We start from the raw sequence: 23343 nt of genomic DNA, 5'->3' as shown, positions 1-23343 counted from the left end.
TAATCACGTTTTGGAGGATTTTTTTATGAAACTATTTGTAACAGATTTGGACGGTACCCTTCTGAACTCGGAGCACAAACTGTCCGAGTTCAGCATGAATGCCATCAAGACTGCCATGGACAAAGGAATTCCCGTCTGCATCGCCACAGGAAGATCCTATAATGACATTCTGGAAATCATCAGCGAACTGGACGTGAAGCCCTACATCATCTCCAGCAACGGGGCCAGTGTATACAACACGGACGGAGAGAAGATGTATTCCATCTCCATCCCCAAAGACCAGGTCAGGGAGATCATCACCTATCTGAAGGCCCAGAATCTGGAATTCGAAGTGGCCGATGATGAGTATACCTACATCACTCAGAAAGGCCTGGATATTCTTCATCAGGAACTGGAAGATGTGGGATCCGTGGACACGAAGAAGAGAGAAGAACTGGAACAGGATGTCTTGGGCCTTGTCCTTTCCCAGGGCAATCTCAAAGTCGTGCCCGACATGGAGGTGCTTCTGGATTCCATCGAAAGCGCCAACAGCGTCTCCTCCATCAGTGCCTACCTCAACAAGATCCATAAAGCCATGGAGCGTTTCACCATGGATAAAAGAATTCTCACCTTCAGCTCCTGGAAATACAACTTCGAGATGACCAGCAGCGACACCTCCAAAGGCATCGCCCTGAAGCATCTTTGTGAGCACCTGGGCATCGGCCTTTCCGATGTGGCCGTCATCGGAGACAACTATAACGATCTCTCCATGATCAAGATTGCCGGCATCAAAGGGGCCATGGGCAATGCCGTGGAAAACATCAAATCCATGGCGGATTTTCAGGCACCCACCAACGATGAAGATGGTGCCGCGAAGTTTCTCTATAAGCTCATGGAAGACATGGGACTTTAGAAAAGAATCGATAAGAACATCATGAAGTATCAGAGTCCGCTATTTAAAGCGGACTCTTTTTCATGCCTTTTCAGCTCCTGACGGATTGACTTTGCAAACGCTTTCAGATACTCTGAATATGAGTGTTGCATCATGTTTTATAGTACTGATTGAAGGAGGATCATAATGTCATTTTTTAAGGTCAACGGAGTCCGTCTTTTTTATGAAATCCGAGGAAAAGAGGATGCGGAAGAAAACATCGTCTTTCTCAACGGGGTCATGGCCAGCACAAACAGCTGGTATGTTCTCTCCAAACCTTTCGAGGACATGGGTTACCGGGTGATTCTGCACGATTTCAAAGGTCAGCTGAAATCCGATAAGCCTGAAGGCCCCTATTCCTTTGAAGAGCATGCAGAGGAGCTGGATGCTCTCCTTGCGTATCTTGGCATCTCATCCGCTCATTTTGTGGGCACTTCCTACGGGGGTGAAGTGGCCATGAAATACGCCACCCTCCATGGGGATCGGATGAAATCCATGGTGATCATCGATTCCACTTCGGAGCTGGACCCGGTGATGAAAGCCTTCATCTCCTCCTGGAAGGTTCCTGCCAGAGAAGGAGACGGAGAATCCTTTTTCAATCTCCTTATGCCCACCATCTACGGAACAAAGTTCATGAGGGAGAACGAGGAATTTCTCAGCGCCCGGGCAAAGGCCACAAAGAACATCGGGGAAGATTACCTGAAGGGCCAGATCACCCTCTACGACACCTTCCTCAGAGACGTGACCATGGTCGACCGCCTGAAGGAAATCCAGGTGAAGACCCTCATCATCTGCGGAGAAGAGGATATTCTGAAGAAGCCCCACCATTCCCTTCGGATCCATCATGAAATCAAGGGATCTGAATATGTGCTTCTCCCTGAGTGCGGACATGTGGCCATCTTCGAAAAGCCTGATGAGATCATCACCCTGCTTCTGGGCTTCATCCTGAAAAACAGATGACGAGAATCCGACTCATAGGAATCCACACTTAGAACCCAATGAAAAGTCCCAGCAGAAGAGCCATTGCGCTTCTGCTGGGACTTATTATATTGATCTACCTATTTCTTCGTTAGGCTCAGGAACTTTTCAATGTCCTTTTCCACGATCTTCAGAGAATCTCTGAAGAAGTCAGGCTTTGTCACATCGATGTTCATCATTTCGGCCACTTCTATGATATCCTTCTTTCCGGTGACAGAGAGAAGCGCATCATATTCGGGAACGAACTCTTCTCCTCTTTTCAGGTATACCGCATAGAGACCCTTGGAGAACAGCAGTCCGAAGGCATAGGGGAAGTTGTAGAAATTCCTTCCTGCGGAGTAGTAGTGGGTCTTGTTGAGCCACATGTAGGGATGCAGCACATCCTCATCCAGCCCTTCTCCATAGGCTTCCTTCTGGGCTTCCACCATATAGCTTTTCAGTTCCTTCACAGAAAGAGGATGATCTTTTCTGGTTTCAAACAGCTTCGTTTCAAAGAGATATCTGGAGTAGATGTCCACGATGACCTGTGTGGCATCGGAGATGGACTGTTCCAGAATGGTCACCGCTTCCCGATCGTCCATTTCCTTCAGCGCCGCATTGACCACGATGGTCTCGCAGAAGATGGATGCGGTTTCCGCGATAGGCATGGGATAGCTGCTGTTTAAGATGGTTTCATCCTTCAGGTTATATCCATGGTATCCATGACCCAGTTCATGGGCCAGGGTCGTCATGTTGCTGAAGCTTCCGTCAAAGTTCGCCATGACTCTGGATTCTCCGATGGCATGGAGGTTGGAGCAGAATGCGCCGCCTCTTTTGCCGTCTCTGGGCTCCACATCCATCCAGTTCTTCTCATAGGCATTTCTGGCATAATCCCCCAGTCTAGTGCTAAAGGTGTTGAAATTCTTCACGATGTAGTCCATGGCTTCCTCGTAGGTGAAATGCAGCTGGCTTTCTCCCATGGGCGCAAAGAGATCGTAGAAGGGAAGTCCCTTCTCATGGCCTAGAAGCGCAGCTTTTCTTTTCAGATACTTTCTGAACATGGGCAGGGATTCCTTGATGGCCGTGAACATGGCATCGAGGGTCTCCTTCTCCATTCTGGACTGAAGCAGCGTCTCCTCCAGAGGATGCGAGAATCCGCGAAGCTCAGATACAGTGAGCACTTCTCCCTTGATTCCATTGAGGGCCGCAGCGGAGGATTCCTCCACCTTCTCATAGGCGGAAAGCTCCGCTTCAAAGGCTTTCTTTCTCACATCCGGATCCTTGTCATAGGCAAGGTTTCTTATGGCAGGCAGAGGCAGCTTCTTCTTCTCTCCCTCCAGCTCGATGTCCACCAGTAGTGTGGAGGTGAGGATATTCTGAAGGTTCGTCCAGGCCTTGGACCCGGTGTTGCTCATCTTGGAAATGAGCATCTCCTCTTCATTGCTCAGGAGATATCTGGCATTCTTTCTGATTTCCTTCAGCATGAACTCATGCTCTTTCAGATAATCACTGGAGTCCATGACTTCCTGCAGATTCTCGATGGCTGCGATGAATCTTGTAAAGAGCACTTCCGCCTTGGTGAGCTCTGACAGGCTCATAGCGATTCTCGCATAGTTCTCCTTGGCCACTTCGTTTCTAGCATCCACTGCCATGGTGAGGCTTGCATAGCTAAGAACCTTTGAAATCAGTTTGGTCAGGGTCTCATCGTAGCGGAGATACTTCTCCGCTTTTTCCTTCGCCCCTTCTGTACTGGTCAGCTCTTTCTCCGCGAAGGTGTTCACCTCGCTGATCATCTCCAGAATTCTCCTGGAATCCGTAGTATATGCTTCTGATTCGAATGAATCATACAGCTCGTTCAAGCTCCATCTCATCTTTTGTTATCCACCTTTCATCATTTTTCTCTATTCTAACATGGGCAGACCTTTCTGTACGGAAGGCGCCTGACCTTCTGTATGAGTGTCTCCCATATCTGTTTTCATTGTGCGTATACTCTTCTTTTCTGCACTTCCTCCAGAATCAGCTCCACAATCACCGCCAGAAGGGTCACCGGGATGGATCCCATGAGGATCAGCACCATGTCGAAGGTCTTCACTCCATTGACCACAAGAACGCCAAGTCCTCCTGCTCCGGCCGCCGCCGCCAGGGTCGCGGCACTGATGTTGATCACTGTGGAGGTTCGGATGCCCCCTAAAATGGCATTCATGGCCAAGGGAATCTTCACCTTACGATAGGTCTCCCATTCACTCATGCCCATGCCTCGGGCCGCCTCCACCACATCTTCAGGCACTTCTTCAATACCCACCACCACATTATAGACAATGGGCATCAGGGCGTAGAGAAACAGGGCAATGAGGGCTCCTTTGATGCCGTAGCCCACGATGGGCACCACCAGCGCGAGAAGCGCGGCGGAGGGAAAGGTCTGTCCCAGATTCACAAGCTTCAGCAGCGATTCCTTGAACTCTGCCCCGGTCTTTGTGGTGAGAAAAACACCCAGAACAAATCCGAAGGCGATGGCCATGGCGCTGGAGATCACAACCATCTCCAGATGCTCCAGAAACAGCACCGGCAGGGGTGTTCTGGAGCCCTGGGTGAACTTCGATGTGAACAGGCCGGCAAGAAGCGTCTCGAACTGCTCTGGAAACAGGAGCATGGCCCCAAGGAGCAGGGCAAGCAGCAGGATAATGAAATACGTCACCCTGATCTTCTTCATTTATGCTCCCTCCTTATGACTTCCATGATGCCCTGAAGGGACAGACTGCCTTTTTCAAGGGGCACCCGATCCACGCCTCTCAAGATCATTTCGGAAAGAGCCTCCTTCAGTGATGCATCATCAGAAAGGGGTTCTCCTTCCGCCTTCTCCGTCTCCTTATACTCTCGGGCTTTGAATCTTGTGAGAAGGCTCAGAGCACCCTCTTTGCCGAAGAAGTCCTGCACAAAGGCATCTTCAGGCTTCAGAATCACCTCTTCCGGCGTGCCCTCCTGAACGATTTCCCCGTCTCTCATGATGCAGATCTTGTCCCCGAGCAGCAGAGCTTCTTCCACATCATGGGTGACGAAGATCACCGTTTTCTTCAGTTTTCTCTGTATTTCCTTGAACTCGTTCTGAAGCCGCAGTCTGCTGATGGGATCCACTGCACCGAAGGGTTCATCCATGAGGAGAATATGGGGATCCGATGCAAGGGCTCTTGCCACGCCTACCCTCTGGGCCTCCCCTCCGGAAAGCTCCTTGGGCAGCTTCTTTCCATAGATCTTGGGATCCAGTCCCACCAGTTCCAGCATTTCTCTGCCTCTTTTTTTTATTCTTTCCGCATCCCACTTCAGAAGAAGGGGGACCGTGGCAATATTGTCTTCCACATTCATATGGGGAAAAAGCCCCGTGCTCTGGATGACATACCCCATTTTCTTTCGCAGGGTCTCCACCTGGAAGCTGTCCACATGCTCTCCCTCCACATAGATGTCCCCGGAGGTTCTGTCCACCATTCTGTTGATGAGTCTCAAGGTGGTGGATTTGCCGCAGCCTGATGGACCCAGCAGCACATAAAGCTCTCCTTCGTTTACATGGAAGGAAATACCTTTCACCGCTTCATATCCTTCGTAATTCTTCACTACATCTACAAGCCTTATCATCTTTTCCTCCTCCTGATTCTCTCTATGAGCAGTTTCAGCACTTTATCCATGGTCAGAGTCAGCAGCACAATGGGTATGACCCCGAGAAGAACCAGGTCCGGTGAAGCTTCCGCCAGCCCCAGGAACACGAAGGTCCCAAGACCTCCGCCACCCACCAGGCCTGCAAGAACCGCACCACCGATGGTCTGGACCAGAGCGATTCGAACACCTGTGATGATGATGGGCAGCGCCAGAGGAAACTCGATCTTTCTGAAGATCTGCTTCCTGCTCATGCCCATCCCCTGAGCTGCCTCAATGACATCTCTACCCACAGTGGAGAAGCCCACCAGGGTGTTTCTTCCGATGGGCAGCAGCGTGTAGAGAGAAAGCGCCACAAAAGCCGGTGCCCATCCGATGCCGCTGATGCCAAGAGCACGGAAGAAATCAATGCGCCCAAGACTTGCCAGAGGCACCAGAAGAATCCCGAAGAGGGAAAGACTTGGTATGGTCTCCACAATGCTTAGGGGTACCATCACAGCGCTTTCCAGGTTCTTCTTCCTGTAGGCCAGATACCCCAGGGGAATGGCCACCAGGCTTCCAAAGGTCACGGATCCCAGGGAGAGGAACAGATGGGTGATGAAGCTGTCCACGAACTGGTTCTTCTTGATCTGATACTCCTTGAGTATGGAAAATTCATCAAAGATTCCCCTATATACCAGCAACGCCAGGGTGAAGAAGATCAGAAGCGACAATGCCTTCTCCAGATTCAGATACGGGTCTTTCCTTGCCATGACATGCCCGAAAAGAAGATAGACCATGACAAGGAGGATATAGAATCCCATGGAAAGGGTCACCCGAATGGAGCTGCTGCCTGTGGCCGCCTCCTGACCGGCTTCTCCCATGAAATAGAGCAAGGCGGTTAAGAGTGCCGCACCTAAAAGGACTGTCATCGGTCCTTTCCATTTACTGGTGGTGATGGATAAAAGCGCAATGAGAAGAAAGCCTGCTCCTATAACAAGGACAGGCCAACCTATGAACTCATATGCGGTGAATCTATCACCACTGGCGATTCGATTGGGCTTTACCTCCACAAGTTTCATGGAGACCAGCGCAAGAAATGCGATGATGCTGTAGACCAGTTGTGGTTTGTCGATGTTCTTTCCCAAAATATTCCTTCTTTCAATACGCAGTATTACTCCAGAATCCCGTTGTCCTTAAGAAAAGTCTCTGCCACGTCTCTTGGTGCCAGTCCATCCACAATGACTTCTTTGTTCATCTGCTGCAGATTCTCCTTATCCAGAAGAGAAAATACATTCTCCACGATTTCCTGAATCTCAGGATATTTGTCCAGAACCTCCGCTCTGATGATGGCTGATGGTTCGTAGACGGGTGGTATGGACAAGGTATCTTCCAGAAGCACAAGGTCCAGATCCGCCAGGGAGCCATCGGTGCCATAGGCCAGGGCCACATTGACGCCATCTGTACCATTGGCCAGAGCTTTCAGGGTTTCTGCGGTATTTCCGTGAGGAAGCAGGATCATCTGGTCGGATTCCAGTTCAAATCCGTAGCCGGCTTCCATCCCCAGAAGTCCGGATTCCTTTTCGGCAAAAAGCTGGGAGGTGATGAGCTTCACCTCTCCGCCGCCGTTGACATACTCGGCGAAGTCCTCCATGGTGGATAGACCGTTGGCTTCCGCAAATTCTCTCTTCACCGCAAGAGCCTCTGTGTTGTTCGCATTGGCTGGCTTCATCCAGATGAGATCGTTGTTCTCCTCATCATAGGCTCTGATGGCTTCATAGCCCGCATCCTTATCTCTCCAGACATCTTCTTCGATGCCTTCGGTGTAGAACTGCCCGTTTCCGGTATAGTCGATGCCCAGGTCCAGTTCTCCCTGAAGAAGCGCATTTCTGTGAACATCCGGTGTCCCGAACTGCACTTTATCCTCGATGAGATATCCCTCGTCTTCCAGTGCCAGGAGAATCATGTTGCCAAGGATTCCTCCTTCGGTATCCACAAAGGATCCCAGTGTGATGGCATCATCGGGATTCTTCACTTCTCCTTCTGTTTCATTTGCTCCACAGGAAGCAAGTATGCTCATTGTAAAAACAGCGATGACTGCTGCGATAATCTTCTTTTTCATTTCATTCATTCCTTTCTCTTCAGATTTTGCAGTCTTCTATACAGAAGATGCTTCATACTACTCATTATATAGCATAGGCCGTTTGCAAATAGAATAATCCATTAAGAAACCACAAATTTTAAGTGAACAATTCACAATGTGGTATATGGAGCCTCCGTCTGCAGGAAAGGAACCCATAGTACATCGCTTTTTTCAGAGCAGCCTGTGTATAAGTTTTCAACTGACAATAGTTATCCATAGAAACGGATAAGTTATCCACATTCTGTGGATAACAAGCACCGGAATATTCTGTCTATATTTATTCTTCCTGAACTTCAATCCGTCTGTTATGCAGAAACACTGTGGTTTTATCCACAGCTTTTCAAGGGTATTGTTGATAAGATGGTTCGATAAGATGAGCGTCTATGGATTTTCGTGGCATCGTCCCTTCTTTTACAGGATGCTCTGATCCTGGTAACCTTCGATCTTCGCATCATACCTGAAGTTATGATTCTGTTGGAAAGAAGCTGAAGATGGATATTTCATAGCGAGTAGGATATACTAAGGCTATATGAAATGCAGCAGAGTCAGTCGTTCTATGCTGTCAGTCCAGGAAATCCGGCTGTATCATAGGATCCGGGTTTTTCTGGTATTGAGGCGTTATTATAGGAATAGTAATTTGATGAGGGAGATTGTCCTATGTATACAATTGTCAGTGCATCGCCTAAGGATGCAGATCTGCTGGCTGCCCTGGAAGTGAGATCGGAATCTTACTGGGGCTACAGCTCCGAATTCATGGAAAAATTCAAACAAATATACCTGATCACAGAAGAATTCATAGCCGATCATCCAACTTATATGTTGAAGGACAATGAGACAATCATCGGTTTTTACGGGATACTTCAAGGTGACCGTGAAAACTCCCTGGAGTATCTGTTTATCGAACCTGCATATATCGGAAAAGGATATGGCAGAATCCTATGGAATCATGCTCTGTCAGAATGCCGAAAGCTTGGCATCAACGAATTCACCATCATAACCAGTCCCGATGCAAGAGGATTCTATTTCCGATTGGGCGCAACGATCTTCACGGAAGTCGATTCTCAAATCGCAGACGGAAAGAAAACACCTAAGCTCATTTACAGGCTATAGTCCTTTCCCTTTGACACTTCAGAATGACGCACTTCGCAATTCTGTTTATAAAACGGCGTAAAAGGAACCTCCTGCGAGGTTCCTTTACTTATATGACTATAACAACAGTATGAATGCACATAACCTTTATGATCAGTAATGTAGTCTCTCTTCCTGAAAAACCATCTTTCCGGCATCGTCATAGGCGATGATCTTCATGAACTCGGATGCGCTCTCCCAGGTGAGCAGGAACAGGTCCTCATGAAACTTTTCCTGAGCGATGACCGTTCCATCCAGGAGATGCACTTCCACCTTTGTGATGCTTTCATCATGACGGATGCCATAGGCTCTGGCATTAGGCTGTCCATACTGGGCTTCATAGTAAATGGGATGGTCATACCTGATTTCTGTTCCAGTGACATAGCTCCCAGCACTCCAGAAGATGCCCATGGATTTCTGCATGATATTGCAGGAAATCCAGCGGTCGTATTTTCCCAGAAAGTATTTCCCGCCGGGAAAATCTTCCACATGAACCACTTCCGAGGGACCATAATGGATACTTCTCTCAGCTCCCCTGTACGCCGCCACCGGGTCTATATAGAACATTCCGGACAGCAAAGCAAAAGAGATGAAAATGGCAATGAAAATAATGTTTCTCAGAATCTTTCTCTTTCTATTCATAGGCCACCTTCTTTCAACGGAATCTCCACTTTATAGTACCTGTTGTAGAAGTCATACTCGATGATGAGTTTTTCCGCATCTTCCGGGAATCCATGGACGGTATGTCGTCCTCTGGAGAGGATGCCGCCGATGGAACCTGACCCCGAGCTGAAGAAATAATCCTGCCCCGTTTCATCCAGGATGGTGCCGATGTTTCCGAAGCTGTAGCCAGAGGTTCCGAAGTCCCTCGTCAGAAGGGTATTGTAGAGGATACTCAGATCCCCGTTTTTCTCCACGATGACTTCATCGAAATAGATGATTCTGTTGTCCATTCTCACTTTTTCATTCACATCAATCCTGTAGAGAACGTCTTCACGCGGAACATCTCCTGATCCGCTGTCAAGGATGGCAAAAATCAGAGTTAGTAGGGCCAGGAGCAGAACGCCCATCGCTATGCCCGCCAGGATACTGGAGAAGAAATGGAGCCAGCCAAGAAGGGGACGATGCTCTCTGTTCAGCGCTTTTCCGATTTCCACAGGATTGCCGAAATTCTCCAGAGCCCTTTCCTCGGCTTCCTTTTTCTCGTATCCTTCAGATAGATAGCCCTCCACCCGCTCTTCCAGATGACCCGTCAGTTCCTGATAGATGGGCTCGTGATCATAGGAGAACTTCACCTGGGACAGCACTTCCCTCAGATACGCTTCTTTACCTTGCCAGCTCATACTGTCCACCAAACACAACCTTCTCCACAGATTCCGTAAAGACCTCCCACTGCTCTTTCTCAAGAGCCAGCTGCTTTTTTCCTTTCACTGTGATCTGGTAGTATTTCCTTGCTCTGCCTGCATCCCCTTTGGACTGGTAGGATTTCAGCCACCCCATGTTCTCCATCTTGTGAAGGACGGGATACAGGGTCCCTTCCTTGAACTGGAAAGAACTGTCGGAGCGAAGCTCCAGTTCTTTGATGATCTCGTAGCCATACATATCCTTACCTGAGAGAAGAGATAACAGCAGCATTCCTGTGGTTCCTCCCAGCAGATTCTTGTCAAAATTCATGGTACAACCTCCCTTTCGTCTATACATAGACCTTCTAGGCTTACAATACATCGAAGCTCTATGTATGTCAAGAAGAAAAAACAGAGGCTTTCCACTCTAAACTGCAGACCCTGTCTCTATTGAGAATTCCTGCCACAACAAAAGACTTCAAGATGAAGTCCCGTCTGTAGATACATTTGAAGTGAAAAAAAGAAAAGCAGCCAAAGTCTTCACTTTAGCCACTTTCTCTACAGTCAGACAGGAGCCTGCATTATGCGGAGCCCTGTCTGTGTTCTATTTTTCATTTCGGTCCCAATACGTTCTGTCCACTTCTTGTACGAAGGACTTCTCTGTCAATGGTAACCTGAGGATCTTCTTCAACCGGCTTATCGTAGGAAATCTTCCTTTTACGATTCATTTTCCTTTCAGGTTTCTTCCCGGAAACCTGATCTATAAAGTCTTTTTTTCTGATCACATCCGCAATGAACGCTCCTGCAGCAATTACAGCGATTAACCCGATCACAAGAAGGTATAACAATGTATCACTGTTCATTTCTTTTCCTCCCACTTCTGTTAAATTGATGCTCCAACTACTGTCACGAACGCATTTTCACGGATAGGTACAGCTTATTTTCTTTTTTGTCTGATGCCTATAACCGGATCTCCACTTTGTAGAGTTTCAGTAGAATCGTCACTTCCTTCAGCGGCACGATCTCCGATCTCTGGGTCTCGTTAAAGGTCAGAAGCTCCACATTTCCATTGTTCAGGTTTCTGATCTTTCTCAGAAGATTCTTCCCTTTATAGGATAAGAGCATCATCTGTGTACCCTGGATCTCTTTGGCTTCCACCCCAGACACCAGGTCTCCTTTCTGAATGCGATATCCTTTGAGATCATCATTTTCCACCTTCAGCATCACAACCTTATCCATGGGATACCCATCAATCTTCTTCTTTTCCACCACATGGCTCTGGTGCCCCAGGGGATTTTTCATATCATACCCGAATATGGGCACATTCTTGATATTTTCACCAAAGGCCTGATTCCAGAGTTCATTCACTGGCGTCTTAGGTGCCACATAGACTTCCTTCTTGATGGTTTCCTTGGTTCTTTCAAAGGATTCCGACTGTGCAGACTCCTCCAGCGATCCCAGCCCCATGGTTCCAACCTTCTTGTTGAAGACTTTGGAAAATCTCTTGATGAGATCCTCATTGACGATTCTTCTGCCCAGCTCCACTTCATTGACGAAGCTTTCGGAAACTCCCAGCTTCTTTGCCACCTGCTTCATGGACATGTTCGCTTCCAGTCTCGATTTTTTCAGTTCTTCACCGACTCTTGCCATTTTCTCACCCCAGATTTTCTGCTAATTTCGCACGTCGTTCCATTTCAATCTGCTTGTTCTCTTCCCGCTCTTCCAGAAGATGCTCGATCATATAGTCGAACTTCCACTTCAGATTGGTTCTTGTGATCACGGCCATGATGGAACCGAAGACATGCTCTTTTCTGATTTTCGAAATGAGGTCCTTCAGCTCATCATTGGTCTCATATCCGCAGAAGATCATGATCTTCACGATGCCAAGGGGGGCTCCCTCATGGGGAATCTCCTTGTTTTCAATGAGCTCTTCCAGTGTTCCACCTGCATTGCCGTTATGAATCTGATGCAGATTCAGTCCTTCGCCCATAAGGCGTTCTTTTTCTTTTTCACTCAGTCCGTAGACGAGTATCTTTCTTTCCTTAGTCATATTTTACTCCTGATTCAAGTATTTAACACACACAGGAATCTTTACAGTACTTCAGGTTCCCCTATGTTTTCCGCATGTTCCACTGTGACCTTTTCCATGACCTGGTCCACCCTTGGCATGTCTCTGTAGTCACGGTCCACCCTGACGATTTCCAGCGCATTGTCGAGGCCTTCTGTGATTTTACCAAAGGCTGCATACTGACCGTCCAGATGTGGAGAGTCCGCCACCATGAGGAAGAACTGACTTCCTGCGGAGTCGTTGTGCTGGCTTCTTGCCATGGAAATGACGCCCTTCTCATGCTTCAGCTCATTTCTGAATCCGTTGCCGGAGAATTCCCCCTTGATCTTGTATCCAGGTCCGCCGATGCCGATGCCTTCCGGGCATCCGCCCTGGATCATGAATCCTGGAATGACGCGATGGAATTTCAGTCCGTCATAGAATCCCTTTTTCACCAGAGATACGAAATTCTTCACCGTATTGGGGGCGATTTCCGGATATAGTTCTACTTTAATTTCTTTTCCTGTTTCCATTTTTATCGTTACAACTGGGTTCATTATATTACTCTCCTTCTCAATTAGAATTTTCTTCTTCATTATACCAATAGTTCCAGATAAAGAAAAATAAATAAATCGTTGACTAGAACGAACGTTTGTATTATACTGAAATCAGAACAAAAGTTCGTAGTGCATCATCACACTATGGGAGTGGAGATTATCTTCCCATAATCAGCCACCCCTGGGCCTATGAGAATCTGCGCGGATTCTTAAAAGCCTTCTATCATATTTCATAACCCCACTTAAGGGGTTTCTTTTTTTTGCCCATTTTCTGTGCTTTCTCATTCCAAGCACTCAAAAAGGAGTCCTTTCGAACTCCCTGTTTCATACTTGAAACATATACGTTTGAACCAGTCTGTAGATACTGAGGAGTATCACCGACACCGAAAGAAAAACAATGCCTTTTGAAACCTTCACTTTCTTTGACTTGTGCTTTTCATATTCCTTCACCAGGCTATGGGACATGAAGCCTATGGCAATAAGGGATCCACTGCTGAGGGTATAGGCCGGATCCAGCAGTCCTATGAGAAAATCCATTAGCACGGATACCACGGTCAGTCTTACAATGACTTTCTTCATCTTCTCTGATTTCTCCACATCATCACTCCATCCGATCTATCCATCTATATATTATGATTATTATAGTGTACTATTATAAAACAATCAATATGAATCCGTACCATCCCCTTCTCCTTGTACTGATTCATAGAATTGCACTTTCTGCAGTGTCATCTGCTTTCTTTCCAGATTAATTTCCCAAATTTCAGCAAAAAATATTTCTATACGGTATAATATGAATAAAATGATTATATCTCACAAATAAGAATCAGAACTGAAAAAGGGGGGAATTTGCGTCATCTTCTCATGGGAGAAGCAGGCGCTTTACGTATGAACAGACAATTCACATCACTACTGAAATACATAGGACTTATGCTGCTGGCCATAGCCGGCGAGCTGATCATGGGCTTAACTTCCGAAAACAGCGCAGACTATTACAGCCTGGGCAGCCTCATTGCGACCATTCTCGTATTCACCCTGTTCGGAGCTGTACTGGGTGGAAGCGATCTTAGTCAGTATCTTTTCTCAAGACTTCGGGTCAGAACCAGTTTCTTCAAACTGTCTCTTGGCCTGGCAGGTCTTACCATCTTTCTCACAGTGGGCATTCTTGCACTCTTTGAACCCGGAAACAATTTCGCCCCCAATGGTGTATTTGAGTTCTTCCTGAAGAGCCCTGTGTTTACACCGCTGTATCTCATTACCTGCGGATACTTCCTCGCCTGGTCCGTGGAAAAATATGACGGCATGTTCTGATCTTGCTGTTGACTTTTCCTCGGCAAGAAGGTAATATAACTCTTAATCAATAAGAAAAGCGTTGATGGGAACGAGTACTCAAAAGTCATGTCTTAAGAGAGTTTCTGGGTGGTGTGAAGAAACAGACAGCTTCTGACGAATACATCTCTGAGCTAAGCACCCAACGGTTTAAAACCAAGTAGGCTGCTTCGGGAAACTGCACCCGTTACAGTGCTAGGGTATGAATGTACCCGATAAGTTTTTCTGCGGTGACGCAGAAGATAAATCAAGGTGGTACCATGGAGCATCAGTCTTCATCCTTTTTACAGGATGAGGGCTTTTTTTATTGAAAAATAGAAGGAAACAGAAGGGATGGTATTTTATGGATATCGAAAAAACAATGGACATCGTAAGGAAAGGAACAGTGGAAATCATCGGAGAAGAAGAGCTCAAAGAGAAGATGCTTTCGGGAAGAGTGCTGAAAATCAAGCTGGGACTGGACCCCAGCGCACCGGACATCCATCTGGGGCATACGGTGGTTTTAAGAAAGCTGAAGGCTTTTCAGGACCTGGGTCATGAAGTCCACATCATCATCGGCGATTTCACCGGCATGATCGGAGACCCCACAGGGAAATCCGCTTCCAGGGTGCAGCTCACAAGGGAGCAGGTCATCGAAAACGCCAAAACCTACACCAGCCAGATCTTTGAAATCCTGGATGAGGAAAAGACCATGGTCCATTTCAACAGCAGCTGGCTCAGGAAACTGACGCTTCAGAATATCCTGGAGCTCACAAAAACCACCACGGTGGCAAGGATGCTGGAAAGGGAGGACTTCAGAAAAAGATACGAATCCCACACCCCCATCGGCATCCATGAATTTCTCTACCCTCTGATGCAGGCCTATGACTCTCTTGCCATAGAAGCGGATGTGGAACTGGGTGGAACCGATCAGACCTTTAATCTCCTCATGGGGAGAACCGTTCAGAAGGCGGAAGACGTATCGCCTCAGACCGTGATCCTCCTGCCTCTTCTGGAAGGCCTGGACGGCGTGCAGAAGATGAGTAAGAGCCTTGGCAATTATGTGGGCATCCATGAAGACCCGGATACCATGTTCAGTAAAGTCATGACGCTGCCGGATGATCTGATTCTCAGATACTTCACCCTGGTGACGGATCGTCTGCCTGAGGAGATTCTTGCACTTGAAAAGCGACTTGAGACGGAAAACCCCCGCGACATCAAAATGCTTCTGGCTGAGGAAATCACCGCCATGTATCATGACACGGAAAAGGCGGAGGCTGCCAGAGAGAAGTTCATAAGAGTCTTCACAAAGGAAGAGATTCCTGAAGATGTGAAGGAAATCAGCATATCAGAAGATGGATTCTCCTTAGGCCATGTGCTGAAGGAAGAGGGTCTGGTTGCAAGCTTCAATGAATACAGAAGACTTCTTTCTCAGAATGGAATCTCCATAAACGGCGATAAGATCTCATCGGAAGAGTCTCTTCCCGCTTCCGGTTCCCTTCTCGTCAAGGTGGGCAAAAGAAAATTCATCCGGATTCATAGAGAAGCGCAGTAGGGAAATTGTATTACGCGGGTCCATTTGCTAAAATAGAATGAAGACAATCAAAATGGATGGGATGCGGAGGCAATGATAATGGCAAACAATCAGCCCATTGGTTTTTTCGACTCAGGTGTCGGCGGAATCAGTGTATTAAAAAAGGCGATGGAACTTCTTCCTCACGAGGATTTCATATATTTCGGCGATTCAGTGAACGCCCCCTACGGGGACAAGGACCTGGAAACCATCAAGGAGCTTTCCTTTCAAGCTGTGGACTTTCTTCTGTCCTTTCAGTGCAAAAGCATCGTAGTGGCCTGCAATACGGCAACCAGCGCCGCCATTGCAGACATCCGGGCGAAGTATCCTGACCTGCCTGTCATCGGCATCGAGCCGGCTCTGAAAGTGGCCATTGACCATACAGCCGATGGCAAGATCCTGGTGCTTGCCACCAACAGGACCCTCCACGAAGAAAAGTTCAGGAAACTGTCGGATCAGTTTTCCCAGTCCAGAAACATTGTGAGTCTGCCTCTGCCCGGTCTTGTGGAAATCATCGAGAACGGAGAGGACTTTCAGGAAAAGAGCTATGCGTATCTAAGGAAAGCGCTGGAGGATGTGGACAGGGATCTCAGCTCCGTGGTGCTCGGCTGCACCCACTATCCCTTCATCAAGCCTTCCTTGAGACGAATCTTCAGTGAAGAGATCCTCATCGTGGACGGTAGTGAAGGTACCGCAAGGAGACTGAAGGAAGTGCTGACCGAAGAGGATCTCCTACATGAGGAGAATCACGAGGGCACCCTGCGCGTGTTCAATTCCTCGGACAGCACGAAGCTCATTGACCTGACGTACAGATTACTCCAGGAAGACAGCGACAAGGACATCTTGTAATCAAATAGGCACGAAGCTATAGAGTTACAGCTTCGTGCTTTTTCATGTTTACAGTATTCTCTTCCCTGAAAGGATGAAGTACTCCTCATCATCTCGTACACACTGGAGGCTTAAATTCTCATCGAGAAAAGCCTCTTTCAGCACAGACATCTCCGGCAGACGATCATTTTCCACCACATCCCCTGCTATGCGATGCAGCCGATTGATAGCCGCCCGGCTTTGCGTATGGCAGATGCAGAGTTTTCCACCAGTCCTAAGCAGCTGACTCAGCACCTTTATGGCTTTCATCTTTTGCTCCTTGAAGTGCGGAAACATACTGTAGCACATGATCAGGTCAAACTTTTCCTCAAAGGGCATCTGAAGTACATCCCCATGCAGGTAGGTGATGTTTCCGCCCTTGTATTTTCGCTGGGCCACTTCAAGCATTTTTTCTGAAACGTCCACCGCTGTAATATGGCCATCATCAAGATGCTCCATAAGATGCGGAATCAGCACACCGGTGCCCGTGCCCACATCCAGAATCCGGTCGGAAGAACCGATTCCCATTAAATTTACAATATGTGCGACCTTATCCTGATCATGGACACAGGTCTGATCCCAGTTGAAGGCTCTGGCATTGAAATAGTCTCTATCAGATGAAGCTGTGTTTTTCATTGTTTTTACTCCTGTCGCGAGAATATATTCTGATCTGATTCTGCATCCAACAGAAAACTGGAACCAGATCTGTCTATCAGTATCGGTTTCTTGGGCCTGTCACATCTTCTGGCAGGCACTCATACAGTGTACAGTTGTCGGTGACACCTTTCAACCTCAGGGACAGAACTTGTTCGATTCATGGGCAGATTCATGATTTCAGTCTGAAATATATACTCTCCGCCCTGTTTTTTCTCAAGATGAGTCCCTACATCTTATGCTGATTTTCTTCGGAATCTCCAGACGGAAATTAAGTCTGTATTTGCCCTGTTTCCTCCTGGATCGTTATTTTCTATCAATGGTTGACATCCCGAATCGCTGGGAGTAATATTATCATATTCCCATATAAGAATATGTGCATGTAAATAAAAAGGAATGTGATGAAATGAACGACTTACTGAATATCTTTAAAACCCTTTCTGATGAAACCAGACTGAGAATTGTGATGCTGCTGCACCATGATGAGCTCTGCGTCTGTGAAATGAGCGGAATTCTTGATGTGTCCCAGCCTACCATTTCCAAGGGCCTCTCTAAGCTGAGGGATCTCAATCTGGTGGTGGATACTAGGAAAGAGAAATACGTGTATTACAGGCTAAGAGAAGATCACGCCATGCTTCAGAATATCATAAAGGACATTGCCGATCACATGGACCAGTACCCGAGACTGAAGGAAGATATAGGAAACATCTCCACAAAGTGGAAATATTCCAACACCCCTACCCCCATTGATGCAAATGTCTTTGCAGAATAAATCAGCATAAGAAAATAAATTATTAGGAGACAGAAATGTTTATATTCGAATGGATCAACAATCAGCTGCTCAAGATGGAGTGGCTCTATAACTTAGTGGAATCTCTGGTGGTCAATGTCTTCGGCCTCAACATGACGGATCGTCTGGGCGCAAGCATTCACTTCTTCATTTATGATGTGGTGAAGATCTTCATCCTGCTGTCAGCACTTATATTTATGATTTCCTACATCCAGAGCTTCTTCCCGCCCGAAAGGACCAAAAGAATCCTTGGAAACTTCAGCGGAATCACAGCCAACATACTGGCTGCGCTCCTTGGCACCATCACTCCCTTCTGTTCCTGCTCCTCCATTCCGCTGTTTATCGGATTTACGAGCGCAGGGCTTCCCATCGGAACCACCTTTTCCTTCCTGATTTCATCGCCCCTGGTGGATCTGGCATCCGTCATCCTCCTGGCAGGAATCTTCAACTGGAAGATAGCCATCGCCTATGTCATCGTAGGACTGGTCCTGGCCGTCATCGGTGGAACCGTCATCGGAAAGCTGAAGCTGGAATCCCATGTGGAATCCTTTGTCTTCAGCAACAACATGGAGATGGGTGAAGAGGATGTGATGACGAAAAGAGAACGAGTAGAATTCGCCAGAGATCAGGTTCTTGATATCGTGAAAAAGGTGTGGATCTATATCCTCATCGGCGTCGGTATCGGTGCCGCCATCCATAACTACATCCCTGAGAACTTCATCACAGCGGTTCTTGGTGCGGATAAGTGGTGGTCCGTTCTTGTGGCTACGGTAGTCGGAATTCCCATGTATGCTGATATATTCGGCACACTGCCCATCGCTGAAGCACTCATCGTCAAAGGCGTAGGCCTTGGTACCGCACTGGCATTCATGATGGGTGTCACGGCACTGTCCCTGCCATCCCTTGTGATGCTGTCAAAGGTCGTGAAGCCAAAGCTCCTTGCCATCTTCTTCGCAGTCGTGGCAGCGGGCATCGTCATCATCGGCTACACCTTCAATGCCTTCAGCTACCTGTTTATTTAGTAACCAATAAAATATATATATTTAAGGAGAGCATATTTATGAAAATCAAAATTTTAGGATCCGGATGCAAGAACTGCGTCACACTGGCAAAGAATGCGGAGGAAGCACTGAAGGACTTAGGCATGGAAGCTGAAATCATAAAAGTCACAGATTTCAAGGACATCGCTTCCTACGGAATCATGTCCACACCAGGACTTGTCATCGATGAAGAAGTCGTTTCCTACGGAAAAGTGCTGAAACCAGCTGCCATCAAGGAAATCCTGGAAAAGAAGTAATCTTTCAGATGCCTGCGGATCTTATGATCTGCAGGCATCTTTTTTCACGTTTCCACCGCTTCCATTCCTGCTTTCCAGCTGCATCATCTTTCATGCAAAGCACCCGTTCCCCTGGCACTTCCGACACCGAAACATTCCAGTCTCTTTCACTGATCCTCTCCTTTGAAGCTCTGGAGAGGATGGGCTCCATCCCCCGCATAGAGTCTTCTCTTTATAAGTCGTCCGTACCCTATCGTTTTAACATAAACTACGCCCCTTCTTAGAATCAGAGGAAACCCTGACTTTCAGAAGGGGCATTCATTTCATGTGTTTATGAAATGAAATCCTTGAGCTTGTCGCCTTCGATTTCATCCGGACTCCATGCCATCAGGGCAAAGATACCATTTGAACGTTCATCAATCTTGTTGATCCACTCGATTTCATTGCTTGCCTTGGCGGCCAGCATCTTGTTTGTTGTTCCTGCTCGATACATGGAAGAATTGATCACCCACCATTTGGTGGCGATGTCTGCTCTGATCAGGTCATCTTCCAGTCTCATGGCTTCATATACAGGTGTTGCTTCTGGAAGAGTGATGATAAGCACTTCCGTTTCCTTCTTGTTTCTCAGTCTTGGAAGAAGCTTTCTGGCTGATTCTGGAATATTTCCAGAGGATCTCTTGATTTCACTGTTGTAGCTCTGTGTGGAGTCAAGGAGCAGCAGAGTATGTCCTGTTGGGGCTGTATCAATGACCACCACTTCGTTATCCGCTTTGTCCACAATTTCAGCAAAGGCTCTGAATACAGCAATCTCCTGAGTACAGGGAGATCTCAGATCCTCCTCGATATAGTCGATGTCTTCTTCAGACAGATTGTTCCTCTTCGCATTACCGATGATTTCCTCGCGATACTTCGCCAGTTCCTTCTCTTCGTCGATTCTGCTCATGGTGATGCCCTCATGGGCGCGAACGATGTATTCCAGATGCGCTGCAGGGTCTGTGGTGGTCAGATGAACCTTCTTTCCCTTCGCTGCGAGTCCCATGGCAATGGCTGCTGCGATGGTGGTTTTTCCGACACCGCCTTTGCCCATGGTGAAAATCACTTTCTTGTCACTGACATAGAGATCTTCTATGACCTCCTTCAGTCCATCGATGGATTCGTTTCTCACTGTTTCCGTGCTCAATGTCACCTTATCAGAAGTCAGAAGGGCCCTCACATTATCCATACCCGTTATGTTGTAGGCTCTGAGCGGGATACGATAGGCGCTGATGTTCTTCAGGATTTCCGGCATTTCTTTCATGGCCTTCTCCTGTTTGTGGAAGAGGCTTTCTGAAATCATATCATCATGGCTTTCCATGAGACCATTGACGATGAGTGCCTGGTTCAGAACCCCGATATCCGCCAGCTCTCTGGATGCTCTTGCCGCTTCCTTCAGTGGTGTTCTTTCAGGTCTTGTGACCAGAATGAGGGTAGTCAGCTCCTTGCTGGCAAGGGTGGCCACTGCCTTCTTGTATACTTCCTTCTGGTCTTCCAGTCCAGAAAGCTGTCCAAGACAGGATGCTCCATGGGTGCTCTCACTGATGAAGCTGTCCCAGGCAGAGGGAAGCTGAAGCATTCGTAAGGTATGCCCCGTTGGTGCTGTATCAAAGACGATATGATCATAGGACTCATTGATATGCGTATCCGTGATGAACTTTGAAAACTCATTGAACGCCGCAATTTCCACCGTGCAGGAGCCTGAAAGCTGCTCCTCCATGTTCTGAAGCACATCTTCCGGCATGAGGCCTCTATATGGAGCGATGACGCTTTCCTTATACTCATTGGCTGCTTCGATGGGATCCAGATTGGCAACGGTAAGATTCGGCACGCCCTCAATCTCCACTCCTTTGTTGTTCAGCGTGGTGCTGAACACATCCTGAAGATTGGATGCCGGGTCTGTACTGATGAGAAGCACCTTGGATCCCCCATCCGCCAATGTCACTGCTGTGGCACAGGCACTGGATGTCTTTCCTACTCCACCTTTACCGGTGAAGAAAAGATATTTTGTCAGTTCCATGTTCTTGGGATTGAAAATTTTCATGTCATATTCCTTTCGTCAGACTACTTCAGTATGGCTCTATTATGCAGGCTGCTGAAGAAGCTCCATCACCATGGTCCCTGAAATCCCACCGAAGAATCTCAGCTCCCCGTTCACTGATGTCAGTGGCAGTCCGAATCCTTTGTTCATGGCATCGATGATGTATTTATACTCATCGAGATCATCATAGAACACATCGATGAAGCGCACTTCCACCTGATCCTTCAAGTCGGAATTCTTCATGAAGCTTTCAAATTCCTCATACATCTCGCCCATGGTTACTGTGGGTCCACAGCCACCGCTGCAGCTGCATCCGCCACCTGCCGCCTGATTTCTTACACCAAATACTTCGATCTTTGTTTTGCTGCTCATTATTTCTCCCCTTTTCTCTATATGATATTTTCTGATAAGTCTAAAAGTGTTATGAATTCTTCATTGGATGGATATCTTCCTGAGAGTACAATCTCATCATCCACCAAGGTGATGGGAAATACATCCAGTCCTTTTTCCCTGATGTGTCCATTGACAACAGGATTCGTGATGAATGCCTGAGGTGAACTGGACAGATTGTATCTCTCCACCACCACATCATTCTTTTTCAGCGTGGATAAAACGGTGGAGATTCTCAAAAGATCCTCATCCACTCCAACTCCGCATACTCCTGTGGAGCAGCACATTGCCGGTTCGTAGATTGCCATTTTCTTCATGTCTTTTCCTCCTTAGCTTCTTTTTTCCTGAGTGCTTTCCATTCTTATGTTGCCTGGTTCACACACACTTTGTATGTCATATTCCTTCTCTCTTGTGATTTCTGCGAGAAAGTCCATGACCTCATTCATGCGCTCCTGATTCAGGGCATATCTTACCCAGGAACCTTCCTTTTCGCCTCTTACCAGTCCGCTGTCGGACAGGATCTTCATATGGTAGCTCAGTGTGGACTGGGATATGCTGAACTGTTCCAGAAGATCGCATGCGCAGAGCTTCTGGCTTGATAATAAGTCTATGATTCTGAGCCTTGTCTCATCGGAGATGGCTTTGAATACTGGTACATATTCACTGAATGACATTTTCATGAATTTACTCCCCTTCATCAAATCGATACTTATCGATATCCACCCCTAATGCTACACATCATATCGATGATTGTCAATATGCCTGTTTCAAAGTGGAGATGGAAACTGCACTGCATTTGTTGGAAAAACGCTGAAAAAGCCCTGCATATCACATTGCTGAATGCAGGGCTTTTCACACTTGAATTGATTATTCTTCGAAATTGAACAGCTTCAGCGCCTCATCTCTGGTGTACATGCCAAGTTTCACCATTTCATCCACTGCGCTGCTGTTGATGTTGTTTCTGACGGAGTTGCTGATTCTGGAATCAATGCTCTTCACGTCATCCATATTCCTGTCCGTGATCTTCACATCATAGCTTCGGGTCTTTCCTGACCCGCTCTTCTGGAGATTGAAGTTGTAGAACAGGCTGTTCCCTTCCCCTTCCGCCTCCACATAGGCATTGACCTCCACCACTTCCAGATAGGTGTAGGAAGTGTTCGTCAGCATGGTCCGGTCCACGATGGTGTTCCCACGGAAATCCACGAATCGGAAGAAGGTGCTGATTCCTATGACCACCAGTACAATTCCGATCAGAACCGAAATCCATTTCTGCTGTTTGGACAGTTTGCCCTGTCGATTGAAAAGCGAAATGAATGCGATGATGGTCAGAATCACTCCGATGGAAATGAGAATGACCCCCACCGGCGGTATGAATAGACCGCCTTTGGGCAAAAACAGCAGTGAGTCCTCCGCTCTGAAGATCATTTCTCTGATGGCTTCCGCGAATATGGTGATGACCGCCACGATGGCTGCCAGAATCCCGAAGAACTTCATTCTTCCAGGTTTTTTGATTTTTTTCTCTTTGCCCTCGTCCGCAACAAGAACCTCATCCACTTCGATGATTTCATTCTCCTCGTGTTTCACTGGCTTTTCTTCCTGGACTTCTGGCAAGGATTCAAAGGTTTCCTCTCCCAGTGTCACTTTCTCTTTTTCATGATTTGGATCATTGGTGTTTTTCATGATGCACCCCCCGACTATTTTT

29 protein-coding genes and 1 other annotated feature are annotated in these 23343 nt (G+C 47.3%); of the genes, 9 read left to right on the top strand and 20 right to left on the bottom strand.

Annotated elements, in window-relative coordinates:
• Positions 1-25: 25 nt before the first annotated feature.
• On the top strand, positions 26-892 hold the full coding sequence (locus tag J3A84_RS07825; RefSeq protein ID WP_207599458.1) for a Cof-type HAD-IIB family hydrolase: 867 nt from the start codon (positions 26-28) through the stop codon (positions 890-892).
• Positions 893-1057: 165 nt separating this feature from the next.
• A complete protein-coding gene (locus J3A84_RS07820) occupies positions 1058-1870 on the top strand; it encodes an alpha/beta fold hydrolase (RefSeq protein ID WP_207599457.1) in 813 nt (270 codons plus the stop codon).
• Positions 1871-1968: 98 nt separating this feature from the next.
• Here the strand turns inward: J3A84_RS07820 and J3A84_RS07815 are convergent, their stop codons facing one another.
• The 5 genes from J3A84_RS07815 to J3A84_RS07795 all read right to left on the bottom strand — a co-directional run bounded on the left by J3A84_RS07815 (position 1969) and on the right by J3A84_RS07795 (position 7613).
• Positions 1969-3738, bottom strand: coding sequence for a M3 family oligoendopeptidase (locus J3A84_RS07815; protein WP_207599456.1), 1770 nt, complete (start codon positions 3736-3738; stop codon positions 1969-1971).
• A gap of 104 nt (positions 3739-3842) precedes the next feature.
• On the bottom strand, positions 3843-4577 hold the full coding sequence (locus J3A84_RS07810; protein ID WP_207599455.1) for an ABC transporter permease: 735 nt from the start codon (positions 4575-4577) through the stop codon (positions 3843-3845).
• Positions 4574-5494, bottom strand: a complete 921-nt coding sequence (locus J3A84_RS07805; protein ID WP_207599454.1) for an ABC transporter ATP-binding protein — start codon at positions 5492-5494, stop codon at positions 4574-4576. Before J3A84_RS07805 ends, J3A84_RS07810 begins: the two co-directional genes overlap by 4 nt.
• A complete protein-coding gene (locus J3A84_RS07800) occupies positions 5491-6639 on the bottom strand; it encodes an ABC transporter permease (protein ID WP_207599453.1) in 1149 nt (382 codons plus the stop codon). Before J3A84_RS07800 ends, J3A84_RS07805 begins: the two co-directional genes overlap by 4 nt.
• A gap of 26 nt (positions 6640-6665) precedes the next feature.
• Positions 6666-7613 carry a glycine betaine ABC transporter substrate-binding protein gene (locus tag J3A84_RS07795; RefSeq protein ID WP_207599452.1) on the bottom strand — a complete coding sequence of 316 codons (948 nt, stop codon included), beginning with the start codon at positions 7611-7613 and terminating at the stop codon, positions 6666-6668.
• A gap of 678 nt (positions 7614-8291) precedes the next feature.
• Between J3A84_RS07795 and J3A84_RS07790 the strand changes: the two genes are divergently transcribed.
• A complete protein-coding gene (locus J3A84_RS07790; protein WP_207599451.1) occupies positions 8292-8744 on the top strand; it encodes a GNAT family N-acetyltransferase in 453 nt (150 codons plus the stop codon).
• Positions 8745-8876: 132 nt separating this feature from the next.
• Here the strand turns inward: J3A84_RS07790 and J3A84_RS07785 are convergent, their stop codons facing one another.
• The 8 genes from J3A84_RS07785 to J3A84_RS07750 form a co-directional block, all read right to left on the bottom strand.
• Positions 8877-9404: a hypothetical protein gene (locus J3A84_RS07785; RefSeq protein ID WP_207599450.1), complete on the bottom strand. Its 528-nt coding sequence runs from the start codon at positions 9402-9404 to the stop codon at positions 8877-8879.
• Positions 9401-10105, bottom strand: a complete 705-nt coding sequence (locus J3A84_RS07780) for a permease prefix domain 1-containing protein (RefSeq protein WP_207599449.1) — start codon at positions 10103-10105, stop codon at positions 9401-9403. The genes J3A84_RS07785 and J3A84_RS07780 overlap by 4 nt, the downstream gene beginning before the upstream one ends.
• The gene (locus tag J3A84_RS07775; protein WP_207599448.1) at positions 10089-10436 is read right to left on the bottom strand and encodes a PadR family transcriptional regulator; all 348 of its coding nucleotides are present in this window, start codon (positions 10434-10436) and stop codon (positions 10089-10091) included. The genes J3A84_RS07780 and J3A84_RS07775 overlap by 17 nt, the downstream gene beginning before the upstream one ends.
• A 280-nt stretch (positions 10437-10716) precedes the next feature.
• Positions 10717-10968, bottom strand: coding sequence for a hypothetical protein (locus tag J3A84_RS07770; RefSeq protein WP_207599447.1), 252 nt, complete (start codon positions 10966-10968; stop codon positions 10717-10719).
• A 97-nt stretch (positions 10969-11065) separates the two neighbouring features.
• The gene (locus J3A84_RS07765) at positions 11066-11755 is read right to left on the bottom strand and encodes a helix-turn-helix domain-containing protein (protein WP_207599446.1); all 690 of its coding nucleotides are present in this window, start codon (positions 11753-11755) and stop codon (positions 11066-11068) included.
• A gap of 4 nt (positions 11756-11759) precedes the next feature.
• Positions 11760-12155, bottom strand: coding sequence for a DUF3783 domain-containing protein (locus tag J3A84_RS07760; RefSeq protein WP_207599445.1), 396 nt, complete (start codon positions 12153-12155; stop codon positions 11760-11762).
• Between the two features lie 41 nt (positions 12156-12196).
• Positions 12197-12709 (bottom strand): peptidylprolyl isomerase, encoded by a 513-nt coding sequence (locus J3A84_RS07755; protein ID WP_207599444.1) that lies wholly within the window; start codon positions 12707-12709, stop codon positions 12197-12199.
• A 324-nt stretch (positions 12710-13033) separates the two neighbouring features.
• Positions 13034-13306 (bottom strand): hypothetical protein, encoded by a 273-nt coding sequence (locus J3A84_RS07750; RefSeq protein WP_207599443.1) that lies wholly within the window; start codon positions 13304-13306, stop codon positions 13034-13036.
• A 291-nt stretch (positions 13307-13597) separates the two neighbouring features.
• Here J3A84_RS07750 and J3A84_RS07745 point away from each other — a divergent pair, with 291 nt between their 5' ends.
• The 3 genes from J3A84_RS07745 (at position 13598) to murI (ending at position 16439) form a co-directional block, all read left to right on the top strand.
• Positions 13598-14020: a hypothetical protein gene (locus tag J3A84_RS07745; protein ID WP_207599442.1), complete on the top strand. Its 423-nt coding sequence runs from the start codon at positions 13598-13600 to the stop codon at positions 14018-14020.
• A 52-nt stretch (positions 14021-14072) separates the two neighbouring features.
• Positions 14073-14324: a binding site (T-box leader), on the top strand.
• 57 nt (positions 14325-14381) lie between these two features.
• Positions 14382-15572 (top strand): tyrosine--tRNA ligase, encoded by a 1191-nt coding sequence (tyrS, locus tag J3A84_RS07740; protein WP_207599441.1) that lies wholly within the window; start codon positions 14382-14384, stop codon positions 15570-15572.
• A 78-nt stretch (positions 15573-15650) separates the two neighbouring features.
• Positions 15651-16439 (top strand): glutamate racemase, encoded by a 789-nt coding sequence (murI, locus tag J3A84_RS07735; RefSeq protein ID WP_242694077.1) that lies wholly within the window; start codon positions 15651-15653, stop codon positions 16437-16439.
• 48 nt (positions 16440-16487) lie between these two features.
• On the opposite strand, the gene J3A84_RS07730 is transcribed toward murI, so the two are convergent.
• A complete protein-coding gene (locus J3A84_RS07730; RefSeq protein WP_207599440.1) occupies positions 16488-17093 on the bottom strand; it encodes a class I SAM-dependent methyltransferase in 606 nt (201 codons plus the stop codon).
• A 424-nt stretch (positions 17094-17517) separates the two neighbouring features.
• Here J3A84_RS07730 and J3A84_RS07725 point away from each other — a divergent pair, with 424 nt between their 5' ends.
• Genes J3A84_RS07725 through J3A84_RS07715 form a run of 3 tightly spaced genes read left to right on the top strand, consistent with a single transcriptional unit; the run spans position 17518 to position 19198 of the window.
• Positions 17518-17883 (top strand): ArsR/SmtB family transcription factor, encoded by a 366-nt coding sequence (locus J3A84_RS07725; RefSeq protein WP_207599439.1) that lies wholly within the window; start codon positions 17518-17520, stop codon positions 17881-17883.
• Between the two features lie 35 nt (positions 17884-17918).
• Positions 17919-18923 (top strand): permease, encoded by a 1005-nt coding sequence (locus J3A84_RS07720; RefSeq protein ID WP_207599438.1) that lies wholly within the window; start codon positions 17919-17921, stop codon positions 18921-18923.
• 38 nt (positions 18924-18961) lie between these two features.
• Positions 18962-19198 carry a thioredoxin family protein gene (locus tag J3A84_RS07715; RefSeq protein WP_207599437.1) on the top strand — a complete coding sequence of 79 codons (237 nt, stop codon included), beginning with the start codon at positions 18962-18964 and terminating at the stop codon, positions 19196-19198.
• Positions 19199-19202: 4 nt separating this feature from the next.
• Here the strand turns inward: J3A84_RS07715 and J3A84_RS07710 are convergent, their stop codons facing one another.
• The 6 genes from J3A84_RS07710 to J3A84_RS07685 all read right to left on the bottom strand — a co-directional run bounded on the left by J3A84_RS07710 (position 19203) and on the right by J3A84_RS07685 (position 23321).
• A complete protein-coding gene (locus tag J3A84_RS07710; RefSeq protein WP_207599436.1) occupies positions 19203-19397 on the bottom strand; it encodes a hypothetical protein in 195 nt (64 codons plus the stop codon).
• 111 nt (positions 19398-19508) lie between these two features.
• Positions 19509-21254, bottom strand: a complete 1746-nt coding sequence (arsA, locus tag J3A84_RS07705) for an arsenical pump-driving ATPase (protein ID WP_207599435.1) — start codon at positions 21252-21254, stop codon at positions 19509-19511.
• Positions 21255-21293: 39 nt separating this feature from the next.
• Positions 21294-21623 (bottom strand): hypothetical protein, encoded by a 330-nt coding sequence (locus J3A84_RS07700; protein WP_207599434.1) that lies wholly within the window; start codon positions 21621-21623, stop codon positions 21294-21296.
• Positions 21624-21640: 17 nt separating this feature from the next.
• The gene (gene arsD / locus J3A84_RS07695; protein ID WP_207599433.1) at positions 21641-21958 is read right to left on the bottom strand and encodes an arsenite efflux transporter metallochaperone ArsD; all 318 of its coding nucleotides are present in this window, start codon (positions 21956-21958) and stop codon (positions 21641-21643) included.
• Between the two features lie 12 nt (positions 21959-21970).
• Positions 21971-22321: an ArsR/SmtB family transcription factor gene (locus J3A84_RS07690; protein WP_207599432.1), complete on the bottom strand. Its 351-nt coding sequence runs from the start codon at positions 22319-22321 to the stop codon at positions 21971-21973.
• A 187-nt stretch (positions 22322-22508) separates the two neighbouring features.
• Positions 22509-23321, bottom strand: a complete 813-nt coding sequence (locus tag J3A84_RS07685) for a DUF308 domain-containing protein (RefSeq protein WP_207599431.1) — start codon at positions 23319-23321, stop codon at positions 22509-22511.
• Positions 23322-23343 lie beyond the last annotated feature (22 nt).

The sequence above is a fragment of the Proteiniclasticum aestuarii genome, from assembly GCF_017368455.1.
Lineage (GTDB): Bacteria > Bacillota > Clostridia > Clostridiales > Clostridiaceae > Proteiniclasticum > Proteiniclasticum aestuarii.
Note: the sequence above shows the minus strand (reverse complement) of the source record. Positions and strands in the feature narration are given on the sequence as shown.

What these genes read in the sequence shown, in the direction of transcription:
- J3A84_RS07825 (WP_207599458.1), top strand. Translation starts at nt 26, where the DNA reads ATGAAACTATTTGTAACAGATTTGGACGGTACCCTTCTGAACTCGGAG.
- J3A84_RS07820 (WP_207599457.1), top strand. Translation starts at nt 1,058, where the DNA reads ATGTCATTTTTTAAGGTCAACGGAGTCCGTCTTTTTTATGAAATCCGA.
- J3A84_RS07815 (WP_207599456.1), bottom strand. Translation starts at nt 3,738, where the DNA reads ATGAGATGGAGCTTGAACGAGCTGTATGATTCATTCGAATCAGAAGCA.
- J3A84_RS07810 (WP_207599455.1), bottom strand. Translation starts at nt 4,577, where the DNA reads ATGAAGAAGATCAGGGTGACGTATTTCATTATCCTGCTGCTTGCCCTG.
- J3A84_RS07805 (WP_207599454.1), bottom strand. Translation starts at nt 5,494, where the DNA reads ATGATAAGGCTTGTAGATGTAGTGAAGAATTACGAAGGATATGAAGCG.
- J3A84_RS07795 (WP_207599452.1), bottom strand. Translation starts at nt 7,613, where the DNA reads ATGAAAAAGAAGATTATCGCAGCAGTCATCGCTGTTTTTACAATGAGC.
- J3A84_RS07790 (WP_207599451.1), top strand. Translation starts at nt 8,292, where the DNA reads ATGTATACAATTGTCAGTGCATCGCCTAAGGATGCAGATCTGCTGGCT.
- J3A84_RS07785 (WP_207599450.1), bottom strand. Translation starts at nt 9,404, where the DNA reads ATGAATAGAAAGAGAAAGATTCTGAGAAACATTATTTTCATTGCCATT.
- J3A84_RS07780 (WP_207599449.1), bottom strand. Translation starts at nt 10,105, where the DNA reads ATGAGCTGGCAAGGTAAAGAAGCGTATCTGAGGGAAGTGCTGTCCCAG.
- J3A84_RS07775 (WP_207599448.1), bottom strand. Translation starts at nt 10,436, where the DNA reads ATGAATTTTGACAAGAATCTGCTGGGAGGAACCACAGGAATGCTGCTG.
- J3A84_RS07770 (WP_207599447.1), bottom strand. Translation starts at nt 10,968, where the DNA reads ATGAACAGTGATACATTGTTATACCTTCTTGTGATCGGGTTAATCGCT.
- J3A84_RS07765 (WP_207599446.1), bottom strand. Translation starts at nt 11,755, where the DNA reads ATGGCAAGAGTCGGTGAAGAACTGAAAAAATCGAGACTGGAAGCGAAC.
- J3A84_RS07760 (WP_207599445.1), bottom strand. Translation starts at nt 12,155, where the DNA reads ATGACTAAGGAAAGAAAGATACTCGTCTACGGACTGAGTGAAAAAGAA.
- J3A84_RS07755 (WP_207599444.1), bottom strand. Translation starts at nt 12,709, where the DNA reads ATGAACCCAGTTGTAACGATAAAAATGGAAACAGGAAAAGAAATTAAA.
- J3A84_RS07745 (WP_207599442.1), top strand. Translation starts at nt 13,598, where the DNA reads ATGAACAGACAATTCACATCACTACTGAAATACATAGGACTTATGCTG.
- tyrS (WP_207599441.1), top strand. Translation starts at nt 14,382, where the DNA reads ATGGATATCGAAAAAACAATGGACATCGTAAGGAAAGGAACAGTGGAA.
- murI (WP_242694077.1), top strand. Translation starts at nt 15,651, where the DNA reads ATGGCAAACAATCAGCCCATTGGTTTTTTCGACTCAGGTGTCGGCGGA.
- J3A84_RS07730 (WP_207599440.1), bottom strand. Translation starts at nt 17,093, where the DNA reads ATGAAAAACACAGCTTCATCTGATAGAGACTATTTCAATGCCAGAGCC.
- J3A84_RS07725 (WP_207599439.1), top strand. Translation starts at nt 17,518, where the DNA reads ATGAACGACTTACTGAATATCTTTAAAACCCTTTCTGATGAAACCAGA.
- J3A84_RS07720 (WP_207599438.1), top strand. Translation starts at nt 17,919, where the DNA reads ATGTTTATATTCGAATGGATCAACAATCAGCTGCTCAAGATGGAGTGG.
- J3A84_RS07715 (WP_207599437.1), top strand. Translation starts at nt 18,962, where the DNA reads ATGAAAATCAAAATTTTAGGATCCGGATGCAAGAACTGCGTCACACTG.
- J3A84_RS07710 (WP_207599436.1), bottom strand. Translation starts at nt 19,397, where the DNA reads ATGCGGGGGATGGAGCCCATCCTCTCCAGAGCTTCAAAGGAGAGGATC.
- arsA (WP_207599435.1), bottom strand. Translation starts at nt 21,254, where the DNA reads ATGAAAATTTTCAATCCCAAGAACATGGAACTGACAAAATATCTTTTC.
- J3A84_RS07700 (WP_207599434.1), bottom strand. Translation starts at nt 21,623, where the DNA reads ATGAGCAGCAAAACAAAGATCGAAGTATTTGGTGTAAGAAATCAGGCG.
- arsD (WP_207599433.1), bottom strand. Translation starts at nt 21,958, where the DNA reads ATGAAGAAAATGGCAATCTACGAACCGGCAATGTGCTGCTCCACAGGA.
- J3A84_RS07690 (WP_207599432.1), bottom strand. Translation starts at nt 22,321, where the DNA reads ATGAAAATGTCATTCAGTGAATATGTACCAGTATTCAAAGCCATCTCC.
- J3A84_RS07685 (WP_207599431.1), bottom strand. Translation starts at nt 23,321, where the DNA reads ATGAAAAACACCAATGATCCAAATCATGAAAAAGAGAAAGTGACACTG.